The organism is SAR324 cluster bacterium, from assembly GCA_015232315.1.
Lineage (GTDB): Bacteria > SAR324 > SAR324 > SAR324 > NAC60-12 > JADFZZ01.
The window spans coordinates 1-12,159 of sequence record JADFZZ010000009.1 but is presented as its reverse complement, the minus strand read 5'-3'; the positions used below and the strand labels follow the sequence as shown (position 1 = coordinate 12,159).

Genomic DNA, 12,159 nt, shown 5'->3' with positions numbered 1-12,159 from the left:
CGCAGGTTTAATGGCTGGACTTGGCCTGACACTGTCCTTTGTGCTGGTATTCGCGAACCGTAAACTTTATGTGTATGAAGACCCACGCATTGAGCAGGTGAATGATATGCTTCCCCAGGCAAATTGCGGAGCCTGTGGATCGCCGGGATGTCGTGCGTTTGCGGAATTAGTGGTTTCAGGAGCCACAACACCTGGAAAATGCACTGTCAACACCCCTGACAAAATAGACATGATCGCTGGTTTTCTGGGAGTCGATGCCGGTGGCGGCCCGAAAATCGTGGCAAGACTGGCCTGTGCCGGTGGTGTAAACGTTGCACGGCAACGATCTCATTATCAGGGGATGCAGACCTGTCATGCGGCAAATCTGGTCGCCGGTGGTGGAAAAGGCTGTGCCTGGGGCTGTCTGGGATTGGGTGATTGTGCCAGAGTTTGTGACTTTGATGCCATCACCATGAATGAATTCAATATACCGGTCGTTGATTCAGCAAAATGTGTAGCCTGTAATGATTGTGTTGAAATTTGCCCCAAAGATCTGTTTTCACTCCATCCCGTGGATCATAAACTTTGGGTGGCCTGCAAAAGTCTGGCTTTCGGCGATGATGCCGAAAACGAATGTGAAGTGTCCTGCACCGCTTGTGGACGTTGTGCGCTGGACGCTGACGAAGGCGTGATTCAGATTAAAAACAATCTGGCTGTCATCAATTATGACCTGAACCGGAAAGCCACTCAAAAAGCGATTGACCGCTGCCCGACCGGAGCCATTGTCTGGTTCAACAAACCGGATCAGGCTGTGAAAGGGCCTAAAGCCAAAAAAATTATTCGTAAATCAGCATTACCTGTTCAGCACTAATTTTTTATAGAGACCGTTGATTTTTTCTTTTTGGCTTTATATGGAACAAAAAGAGTCAATCACGATGAAGTGCATGTTCCCATCTTTGGGAATATTAATTTTATCCTCAGTTCTGGAAAACATCCTGCTGTTGATCAACCCATCATCCATTGAGGTCATGTGAAGTCTGAAAAAACATTCAAGTATCCAGGAATACCCACTGCGTTAGATGGAAACACCGCAGTGATCATGTGTGAACGAGAGTCCAGTGATGGCGCTGGAGCCTACCCCATTACACCTTCCACCCAGATGGGAGAATACTGGGCCGTGGAAGCGGCCAACGGACATCTCAACATTTCAGACAAACCGTTAATATTCATTGAACCGGAAGGCGAACATGCTGCCGCGGCGGTGACAGCAGGCTTGTCCATGACGGGAATGCGGGCTACCAATTTTTCTTCAGGGCAGGGTATTGTTTACATGCATGAGTCCTTGTATGGCGCTGTTGGTAAACGATTGACCTATGTATTGAATATGGGATGCAGGGCAATCACCAAAGCCTCACTGAACGTGCATGCGGCTCATGATGATTATCATGCTGTCGATGATACAGGATTTTTTCAACTCATGGCAAAAAACGTACAACAGGCCGCGGATCTGAACATCATCTGCCATCGCATCGCTGAGTTGGCGCTGACACCGGGAATTATCGGACAGGACGGGTTTTTGACAACACACCTGATTGAATCCCTGAATGTTCCGGAACGGGAATTGATCGCCGAATACCTTGGTCGGCCAGATGACATCATTGACACGCCAACACCAGCGCAACGGATGTTGTATGGGCCCAAACGTCGTCGAATTCCTGAACTCTGGAGCGTGGACAATCCTGTGCTTTCAGGTCCTGTTCAGAACCAGGATTCCTACATGCAGACCACGGCGTCACAACGACCTTTCTTTTTTGATCATATTGAAGAACTGTCCATTCAGGCCATGAAAGAATTTTCTGAACTGACCGGTCGGCCTTACGGACTGATAGAAACTTATAAAATTGAAGACGCCGACTATGTTTATGTGGGCATGGGAAGTGTGGTTCCCAGTGCGGAAGAAGTTGCGGATTATTTGAGAAAAACACGCGGAATCAAGGTTGGCGTAATGAACGTCACCATGTATCGTCCATTCCCCGGAAAATATATCACCAAACTGCTCAAAGGCAAAAAAGGTGTGGTCGTGATGGAACGTACAGACCAGCCTTTGGCCGAAGACCTGCCGTTGATTCGTGAGATTCGAAGTGCCATGAACAAATCTCTGGAAAATGGCCGGTCCAAAAAAGAGATCCCCTATCCAAACTATGAGGTCTATTCCAAACTGGAAGATTTGCCACCTCTGTTTTCCTGTTCCTATGGACTGGGAAGCCGTGACCTGCAACCTGAAGGATTGATCGGCGCGATTGAAAACATGTTGCCAGAGGGCAAACACAAAAAACTGTTCTATCTCTCGATTGATTTTGTCAGAGATCAGGCCATGACGCCTAAACAGGAAGTTTACCAGCAACAATTGCTTGAGAACTATCCAAACCTTAAAGATTTAGTGGTTCAGGGAAGTGAAAATCCAAACCTCATGCCCAAAGACTGCATCACCATCCGGCTTCACTCAATCGGTGGTTGGGGTGCGATGGCGACAGGAAAAAGCCTCACCATGACGCTTGCGGATATTCTGGGTTATTACATCAAATCCAATCCCAAATATGGCTCTGAAAAGAAAGGACAACCCACCACCTATTATCTGGCTGTGGCTCCCGAGCCCATCCGAATCAACTGCGAATATTTTTTCGTGGATGTTGTACTGTCTCCGGATCCCAATGTGTTCAAACATTCCAATCCGTTGGCCGGACTCAAGGAAGGCGGCGTGTTCATCATTCAGAGCGATCTTGAAGATCAGGACAAGGTATGGAAGTCCATTCCAAGAAAATACCAGGAAATCATCATTAAAAAGAATTACCGGATTTTCTATATTGACGCGTTTGCCATTGCCAAATCAGAAGCCTCCGATCCTGAATTACAATACAGAATGCAAGGGATCGCATTCCAGGGCTCCTTTTTTGCGACATCCTCGGTTAAATCTGCTGCCAAATTATCCGAGGAAGAATTGTTCAAAACAATTGAACATCAATTGGAACACAAATTCGGTTCCAAAGGTCGAAGGATCGTTGATGATAACCTGAGAGTGGTTCAGCGTGGTTATGCTGCAACCCATGAAATCACCAATAAAACGTTGGGAAGCGATGCTGTCAAGCAAGATGTCTTGCCCTTCATGCTCAAGAAAATGCCGATCAATGACACCCACACCACCGATATTCATCGGTTCTGGGAGCAAATCGGTTATTTTTACAAAGTTGGCGAAGGCAACAACATTCTGGCCGATCCGTTTTCAAGCACAGGACTGATTCCAGCGTCCACCGGCGTGTTCAAGGACATGACAAATATCCGTTTCGAATATCCCGAATGGATTGCTGAAAACTGCACCGCCTGCGGTAACTGCTGGGTGGCGTGTCCTGACTCCGCAATTCCCGGACTGGTGAGTGATCTGGGAGAAATTTTCCAGACTGGTATCAAACGCCTCGAGAAACGTGGTGTAGAACTCAAGCATCTGCGTAAGGCTGTACGTTCCAGTGAAAAGGTTCTGAGACAATTGATTGATCAGGGAACTGACAAAGATTCTGTCAAACTGCATGTGGAACGGGCGATTTCGAATACACTGACATCCTTTGCCGGAGAAGCCAAAGAAAAACAGGAACTTGAAGTGGAATTCAATGAGTTGCGCAAGGAACTGGAGGAATTTCAATTTTCTGTCACTCGTCCATTTTTCGGACTCAAGGAAAAGAAAGAAAAAGGTTCAGGTGGCTTGCTTTCGATTACAGTCAATCCCTACACTTGCAAAGGTTGTATGGAATGTGTGAAAGTTTGTGGTGATGAAGCCTTGAAAGCGATTCCACAAACTGAAGACGCAGTTGCGAAAATGCAACGGAAATGGGATTTCTGGCTGGATCTGCCCAATACCCCGGAGAAATTTATCAGGATTGATAATCTGGAAGAAGGGATTGGTGCCCTGGAAACACTGTTGCTCGACAAACAAATGTATAATGTGATGGTCGGGGGAGATGGAGCATGTTTGGGATGTGCTGAAAAAACGGTACTTCACATGTTCACTGCCGCGGTAACCGCCTTGATGCAACCACGTGTTCAGAAACAACTGCTTAAAATTGATGATCTGATTGTTCGGCTGGAACAGCATGTCAAAGCCAAACTGACGGTGAACATCACCAACACCGATCTTCTGCAACAGGTTGTGCATAAATTTGATAACCACGATATGACACTGGCCGACCTGGCAAGTCAGCTTGATTCAGACCGACAGCCACTTGATACAGAATGGTTGTCCAATGTTTCAGGAATCATTGCCGGACTGAAAAAACTAAAATGGCAATACATGCGAGGGATCACCGGAAACGGTCGGGCCAGTATGGGAATTGTCAATTCCACCGGATGCTCCTCTGTGTGGGGAAGTACCTATCCGATCAACCCTTATCCATTTCCCTGGACCAATCATTTGTTCCAGGATAGTCCCTCTGTGGCGATGGGTCTGTTTGAAGGACACATGCAACGCATGGCAGAAGGGTTCAGATTTGTCCGTGAAGCCGAAAATGAGCTTTCCGGAAAAGCTGAGTCTGTCGATATGACATATTTTACCTGGAAAAATTTCACAGAAGAAGAATTTCTGCTGTGTCCTCCCGTTGTAGCAGTCGGTGGTGATGGCGCTATGTATGACATTGGATTCCAGAATCTATCCCGAATGATGATGTCCGGAATGCCGATCAAGGTAGTCGTGCTGGATACTCAGGTTTATTCAAACACAGGCGGTCAGGCGTGTACGTCAGGATTCACCGGACAGATTTCCGACATGGCACATTATGGCAAGGTCATGAAAGGAAAAGAGGAAATCCGCAAGGAAATGAGCTTTATCGGCATTGCTCATCGTACTTCGTATGTGCTCCAAAGCAGCCTGGCATCGACATCCCATCTGCTGGAAGGGTTTATTGAAGGATTGATGAGTCACCGTCCTGCCCTTTTCAATATTTACACCAGTTGTCAGCCAGAGCATGGAATCGGAGATGACATGGCCACCCATCAGGCCAAACTGGCCCTTGAATCACGCGCATATCCAATGATCCGCTATAATCCGGACAAAGGCACAACTCCGAGTGAGTGCCTGAATCTCGATGGCAATCCGGACATGGATAAGAACTGGCCGACATACACCCTGAAATACAGCAATGAAAATGGCGAACAGGCGACGATGGAGGTCGAAATGACCTTTGCTGACTTTGCGGCAACCGAAGCCCGATTCCGCAAGCATTATCGTGAAGCTCCTCGTGACACATGGAATGATGAGAAAATGATTCCGATTGCACAGTTCATTGAACTGGATGAAGACGCACGGGACGGTAAGTTTCCATTCATCTGGGCCACCAATAAAAAAGGTCATTTGTCACGAGTCATTGTGGCTGATCCGATTGTTAAATCCACAGAGGATCGACTCAGTTACTGGCGTGCCATCAAGAATATCGCGGGAGTGGATGTGAAGCAGGTTAGTGAGGATGACATTGCGAATAATGTCCGAACTAAAATGATCGCTCAACTGGCACAAAAACTGGTGCAATTGTCCAACATTGATTCCAACTGATTCATATCGGGGTAGAGACGCATGATCGTGCGTCTCCAGGGATGATGGGCAATTATGCATCAATGGCCTATAACCGGTGTGCCTCTACAGAATGCAGATTTGGAAATTGAATTTATCATATCTCTTATCAAACGGCAGGAGTTGAACATGATCGAAAACTATGACATCAGCAAAACCATTACCGGGGTCATCAAAAAAAATGAAGTGATCGCAACCGCAAAAAATGGCGAGGAAGCCAGAAATCTTATCCTTGAAATTCCAGGAGAAGATTCTGCTTTCGACGCAGGCGCAAATTTTGGAGTTCTTGTTCCAGGTCCTCACGAGTTTGGAAATCCATACCATTTCAGACTCTACGGTGTTGCGGGAATAGAAAAGAAAAACGGGAAAACGCTCATTGACATGTGTGTCAAACGTTGTACGTATGTGGATGAATTCAATGGCGAACAATACAAGGGCGTCGCCTCTAACTATCTGTGTGATTCCAAACTGGAAGACAAAATCATGATTGTTGGTCCATTCCCCGGTCCGTTTAAGATTCCTGAAGATAAAGCCTCAAATTTGCTGTTAATTGCACAGGGAACAGGCATTGCGCCCTTCCGAGGTTTGATTCAGAATATTTACAAACAACATGGTGGCTGGAAAGGCAAAGTAAGGCTGTATTATGGTGGAAAAACAGGCATGGAATTGATGTATATGAATAACCAGAAGGATGACTTTGTCAATTATTATGACGAAAAGACATTCAAGGCTTTCCAGGCTGTCAGTCCCAGGCCATTTCTGGGAGAACCGGTCAATTTTGAACAGGCCTTTGAACAGAACAGCAAAGAAATCTGGGGCATGATCACCCATGCCAACACCCTTGTTTATATGGCAGGACTCAAAAAAATGAAGGAGGCCATTGATCAGGCCTTTGCCAAAGTCGCAGGTTCTGAGGAAAAATGGGAATCCCGCAAAGCCGAACTGGTTGCAGGCGGACGCTGGGTTGAACTGCTTTACTAAAAACATCCATCGGTACGAATCAAATGGTATTCAGAACATTCAGTCACGGGATTCATCCCCCGGAAGCCAAACACACAGCAACCCTGCCTATTCAGCGTTTTCCTTTTCCGCCGAATCTGGTCATGTTGCTCGCTCCCAATATTGGCAAGGCATCCCGCCCCATCGTCCGTGAAGGTCAGGAAGTATTGCGTGGACAAAAAATCGCTGAAGTCCAGGGTATGATGTCTGTCCCGGTTCATGCCCCGACAACAGGCGTTGTGACCCGGATCGGTGAATCGCTCAATATGGATGGAGTTATGGCTCCAGCCATCATCCTTCAGCCCTATCCCGGTTCTGATCAATCCATTCAGGTGGAAACGCCCGTCGATGTGGATTCACTGACTCCTGCCCAAATCATTCAGGGAATTCAGGAAATCGGTATGGTCGGCCTGGGTGGCGCGGCGTTTCATACCCACGTTAAATACAGTCCGCCCTCAGGAAAAAAAGTTCACACCCTTGTTCTCAATGGCTGTGAGTGTGAACCTTATATGACGGCGGATCACAGGGTGATGCTGGAACAGGCACAGGATGTCGTAACAGGTTCACGGTTGATCGCCAAAGCCACCGGTGTTGAGAAAATCGTGATTGCGGTGGAATCCAACAAAATGGATGCTGTCGAAACATTAAAAAAAGCCATCGGCAATGATCCCAAATTTTCTGTAGAAACGCTTCAGACTAAATACCCACAGGGTGCTGAAAAAATGATAACCCGTGCCTTGTTTGGTATGGATATTCCAACGCGAGGTTTACCGGCTGATATTGGACTGATCATTTCCAATGTGACCACTGTCGCGGAAATTGGCAGATTGCTTCCCAAAGGACGCGGTGTGATTGAACGGGTCATCACTCTTGCTGGCGAAGGCATTGATCGCCCGGGAAATTACCTTATCCCCATTGGAACCCCCTTGAATTTTATGCTGGATGAAGTCGGTTTCAACGACAAGGCTCGACAAGTCGTATTGGGTGGTCCCATGATGGGTAAAGGTGTGGCTTTTCTGGAAACGCCTGTGACCAAAGGTATCACAGGGATTATTGTTTTGTCTGAACGAGAGATGAGGCAACTTGGGCATCGCGTCCAACCTTGTATTCAGTGCGGAGAATGTGTGCGGGCATGTCCGATTCATCTGAATCCATCAAAACTGGGAAGACTGGCCCAAAAAGAACGCTACGAGGACATGGCGGCCGAATTCAATCTCGGCGATTGCTTCGAATGCGGCAGTTGTTCCTATGTGTGTCCTTCCCATATTCCGCTGGTGCATTTATTCCGTGTTGCCAAAAAAGTTAATCGAGCGAGGTCAAATTGATTAAAAGCAAATATCTGGATCTGGATTTAAGCACAGCTCCACATGTGGAACGGGGTGTCACGGTGGAGCAGATCATGCTCAACGTGGTCTACGCACTGGTTCCTATTGTGCTGTTTGCTGTCGCCAAATATGGTTTGAGCGCACTGACCGTGGTGTTGACCACAACAATCAGTTGTGTGCTGTTTGAACAGATGTTCTGGAGACTTATTTCCAAAGACAAGGATGAACCTTCTCCTGTCAAAGATTATTCCGCTACCATCACTGGTTTATTGCTGGGTCTGACACTTCCTCCGGGTTTTCCACTATGGATGGCCGTGGTTGGAAGTTTTGTAGCCATGTCCGCTGGAAAATGGGCCTTTGGTGGCTTGGGTTCGAATCCCTTCAATCCAGCACTCGTAGGCCGGATCTTTTTACAGGCGACCTTTCCTGTTTCGATCGCAACCTGGAATAACGCCTGGGCTGATGGACGGTTCACCAGTTTTCTGCCAACCACGCTCACAGCGCCGTTCATGAAACCCGTTGTCGTTGATGCCGTGACAGGTGCGACACCGCTGGGAATGATGAAATTTGAAAACATATTCACAGACTTCATGCCGCTGTTTCTGGGGAGCACACACAGTTCCATCGGCGAGGTTTCACCACTTCTTCTGTTGGCCTGTGGCGTGTATCTTGGTGTTAGAAAAATGTTAGACTGGCGGATTCCAACCGGAATTTTGTTGTCCGTGTTTATCATGAGCACCATTTTTTATTCTTATGACAGCGTGCGATATCCATATCCGTTCTTTATGTTGATGTCAGGTGGACTCATGCTTGGCGCGATCTTTATGGCAACAGATATGGTTTCTTCTCCCCTCACCCCCATCGGTGTTTGGCTCTATGCCATTCTGATAGGTGTATTGATCGTCATCATTCGATTCTGGGGCGGTCTTCCGGAAGGAGTGCAATATGCGATTATTTTAGGCAACGCGGTTTTTCCTTTACTGGATCGTGTGGCCAGAACCCGTGTGTATGGAACCAAAAACGTATGACTGCGACAATCCAGGAAAAAACTGACACACCAAGTTCAATCCCAATGATCCGGGCTTTGGCTGGAATTGCGATGATATCAGGATTATTGATAGTGATGGCCTTTCAAATCACGTTGCCCACCATCAAAAAGAACAAAGCAATAGCCCTTCAAAAAGCAATTTTTGAAGTGGTTCCCCACACGACTAAAGTTTCCAACTTTATGGTGGAAGGCGATGCCGTGATTCCGGTCAAGGAACCATCAGACAAAGGACTCATGCTGTTTGCCGGCTATGACAATGAAAACAATTTGACTGGCATAGCCATTGAGGCGAGTGGTCAGGGATATGCCGACAAGATCAAAGTGTTGTATGGCTATTCACCAGACCAACAGGCGGTTGTAGGGATGAAAGTATTGGAAAGCAAGGAAACTCCGGGATTAGGCGATAAAATTGAGAAAGAAGAAAACTTCCGGGCAAATTTTGAAAAACTGGATGTCTCACTGAATGATACTCTGGATGGATTGTTGAATGAGGTGGTCACGGTCAAACAAGGTGCTAAAACGCATCCATGGCAGATTGATGGCATCACAGGAGCAACCATTTCATCCAAGGCAATTGGAAAACTCATGAATCAAAGCACCCAGCAAATGGTGCCACTGATCAATAAAAATCTGACTCGTTTGCGCGGAGAAAAATAATGGCAGGCCATTCAATGAGTTCAACGAACGAAACCAGATCAGCAGATCTGTTTATTAAAGGCTTATGGAAGGAAAACCCTGTGTTTGTCCAGTTATTGGGAATGTGTCCAACTCTGGCTGTATCGAATTCAGTGATCAACGCTGTTTCAATGGGCCTTGCAACCATGTTTGTTCTGGTGATGTCCAGCGCACTGGTGTCAGCATTGAGAAATTTTATTCCCAAACAAGTGCGCATCGCCACCTATATCCTGATCATCGCGACGTTTGTCACAGTTGCTGAATACATCATCCAGGCCATCAGTCTGGATATCCACAAGAGCCTCGGCGCTTTCATCTCCCTGATCGTGGTGAATTGCATCATCCTGGGGCAGGCGGAATCGTTTGCGTCCAAAAACAAAGTGATTCCATCCATCATTGCCTCCACAGGAACCGGTGCGGGATTTGTTTTTGCGATCACCTGCATGGGATCTTTTCGGGAAGTGATCGGTAATGGTTCTTTTGCCGGAATTCCCTTGTTTGGCCCCAATTATCAACCATGGATTGTCATGATTCTCCCGGGCGGCGGATTTTTTGCGTTGGGAATTCTCTTGATGATTTATAACCGGATCAACCGCTGGTATAAAGCAACAAAAACGCAACCTGCTGTAGCAAAAACAGCCCGTGTGGCAGGCTAGTCAAACACTGGATGAAGACGATCAATTACGTGTAAAGTGGCTCAAATAATGAGCAATTGCCAATGACACTTAGCTGTAATCTATTATGAATAATGATTCCTTAAGTACCATTTTTATCAATGCGGTCATCATCAACAATTTTGTGTTGAGCTACTTTCTAGGAATATGCCCGTTCCTGGGCGTTTCCGGAAAAGTCAGTACAGCGTCGAGGATGGGGGTCGCTGTTACCTTTGTGATGCTGGTGAGTTCGGCATGTGCCTATGCCATCAATAGCATACTGGATGCGTTTCAAGCACAATATCTGCAACTGATCGCTTACATCGTAGTGATTGCGGCAACAGTTCAACTGGTGGAAATGTTCATTAAAAAAACCAGTCCGGCGTTATTTCGATCTCTGGGAATTTTTCTGCCCTTGATCACAACAAACTGCGCTATTTTGGCCGTGGCACTGTTTCAGACCAATCGACAATATGATTTTATACAATCACTTGTTTTTGCGTTTGGCGGAGGATTGGGCTTCACTCTGGCTTTGATCATCATGTCCGGCTTGAGGGAAGAACTGGAACTTGCCAAGGTGCCCAATCTCATGGAAGGCGCGGCCTTGACACTGATTGTTGGTGGCATTCTTTCCATGTCTTTTATGGGGTTTGCCGGTTTGGGAGGTTAGCATGCTGTTTCATTATCTGATCGCAATCATGAGTGTTGCCGCACTACTGTTTCTTTGGGTGGGGGTACAGTCACTGGGCAGAAAATGGAATGGAACTCAGGAAGATGAAAGTTTATGTGGACACGGGTGCTGTGGTTGCGTAAGTGCGGACCATTGCGACTCAAAATAATAAATTCCTTTCGGGAAAACAAACATGGAACAGAAAATCACCACATTGATTGAAGAAGTCTGGAGAACAAGAGTTGAGTCATTATTCAAACAAGTTCCAAAAACACTGGAACAACTGGAATCCATGCTGATCAATGGTGCGGGTGACCAGAACGCAATGCGCAAGGAAGTCTTGAGTACTTACAACATGCTCAAGGATCTGCTGAAATTATTTGAAGATAAAGGCAGTATACTCAAAGGCATTGAGAATGAAATCGAAGCAACGTTTGGAGAACTGAAGAAAAAGGCTGTGGCACAGGCAATCCAGAATCTGGTGGTTCAGCTTACAGGCGGAAGTACAGAGGGTTTGGACCTGGCCGCTTTTCAAATGCCAGCATCGGCTCCAGTCGGATCGGCGCCATCTTCATCGTCTGCTGAAACACCCGCGGCAAGTGCTCCTGCGGCAGGAGGCGGCGATGTTGCCTGGATTGAAAGCAATTTGTGTACATCTTGTGATGAGTGTACCACCATCAACAAGGGAATCTTTGCGTACAATGCCGAGAAAAAAGCTTTTGTCAAAAATCCCAAGGGCGGCCCCTTCAGGGATATTGTCAAAGCCGCTGAAAAATGTCCTTCGCAGATCATCCATCCCGGAGATCCTCAAGACCCTAAGGAGAAAGACGTGGCAAAATGGGTTGAACGCGCCAAAAAATTCCAGTAATATTCTGCATCCGCCATTCAACAACAGCGTGAATGGCGGATTTCCTTCCTGCTGAAGCTCTACAATGGTCATTTTTATAGGATGCCCGTTATTTGAGTGGCGTTATCAGATGTTCCAGACCATTCATTTTTATTTCCAGTGCTAATGCCAGTAACTCCCCCAATTCCCCCCGGGGAAATCCTTTTTGAGAAAACCAGACTAAATAATTTCCACCTGTGCAGGTGTATTTTACGCAACCAGTTTAAACTCAAGGACATGATGCTTAAACCAGGTTGGATATTCCTGATTCTTTTTTAAGGCCGTCACCGAAGCCAAGGCCACACTCCCTGCC

The 12,159-nt window shown here is 46.8% G+C and carries 10 protein-coding genes and 1 pseudogene; 10 read left to right on the top strand and 1 reads right to left on the bottom strand.

The window, feature by feature from the left end; genetic code table 11:
• The first annotated feature begins 10 nt into the window (after positions 1-10).
• The 10 genes from HQM11_08650 (at position 11) to HQM11_08605 (ending at position 11,828) form a co-directional block, all read left to right on the top strand.
• Entirely contained in the window at positions 11-850 is an 840-nt protein-coding gene (locus tag HQM11_08650; GenBank protein MBF0351089.1) for an RnfABCDGE type electron transport complex subunit B, read from the top strand.
• A 228-nt stretch (positions 851-1,078) separates the two neighbouring features.
• On the top strand, positions 1,079-5,572 hold the full coding sequence (locus HQM11_08645; GenBank protein MBF0351088.1) for a 2-oxoacid:acceptor oxidoreductase family protein: 4,494 nt from the start codon (positions 1,079-1,081) through the stop codon (positions 5,570-5,572).
• Positions 5,573-5,719: 147 nt separating this feature from the next.
• Complete coding sequence (locus tag HQM11_08640) at positions 5,720-6,571, top strand: ferredoxin-NADP reductase (protein MBF0351087.1); 852 nt, start codon at positions 5,720-5,722, stop codon at positions 6,569-6,571.
• Positions 6,572-6,594: 23 nt separating this feature from the next.
• Positions 6,595-7,914: an electron transport complex subunit RsxC gene (rsxC, locus tag HQM11_08635; GenBank protein ID MBF0351086.1), complete on the top strand. Its 1,320-nt coding sequence runs from the start codon at positions 6,595-6,597 to the stop codon at positions 7,912-7,914.
• A gap of 14 nt (positions 7,915-7,928) precedes the next feature.
• Positions 7,929-8,942 carry an RnfABCDGE type electron transport complex subunit D gene (locus HQM11_08630; protein ID MBF0351085.1) on the top strand — a complete coding sequence of 338 codons (1,014 nt, stop codon included), beginning with the start codon at positions 7,929-7,931 and terminating at the stop codon, positions 8,940-8,942.
• Positions 8,939-9,619: an RnfABCDGE type electron transport complex subunit G gene (locus tag HQM11_08625; protein ID MBF0351084.1), complete on the top strand. Its 681-nt coding sequence runs from the start codon at positions 8,939-8,941 to the stop codon at positions 9,617-9,619. The genes HQM11_08630 and HQM11_08625 overlap by 4 nt, the downstream gene beginning before the upstream one ends.
• A complete protein-coding gene (locus HQM11_08620; GenBank protein ID MBF0351083.1) occupies positions 9,619-10,293 on the top strand; it encodes an electron transport complex subunit E in 675 nt (224 codons plus the stop codon). The genes HQM11_08625 and HQM11_08620 overlap by 1 nt, the downstream gene beginning before the upstream one ends.
• Positions 10,294-10,378: 85 nt before the next feature.
• Complete coding sequence (locus HQM11_08615) at positions 10,379-10,960, top strand: RnfABCDGE type electron transport complex subunit A (protein ID MBF0351082.1); 582 nt, start codon at positions 10,379-10,381, stop codon at positions 10,958-10,960.
• Position 10,961: 1 nt separating this feature from the next.
• Positions 10,962-11,129, top strand: a complete 168-nt coding sequence (locus tag HQM11_08610) for a hypothetical protein (protein MBF0351081.1) — start codon at positions 10,962-10,964, stop codon at positions 11,127-11,129.
• Between the two features lie 24 nt (positions 11,130-11,153).
• Positions 11,154-11,828 (top strand): ferredoxin, encoded by a 675-nt coding sequence (locus HQM11_08605; GenBank protein ID MBF0351080.1) that lies wholly within the window; start codon positions 11,154-11,156, stop codon positions 11,826-11,828.
• Positions 11,829-11,916: 88 nt separating this feature from the next.
• Here HQM11_08605 and HQM11_08600 read toward each other — a convergent pair.
• Positions 11,917-12,033 (bottom strand): annotated as a pseudogene (locus HQM11_08600) (DUF3820 family protein).
• Positions 12,034-12,159: the final 126 nt, after the last annotated feature.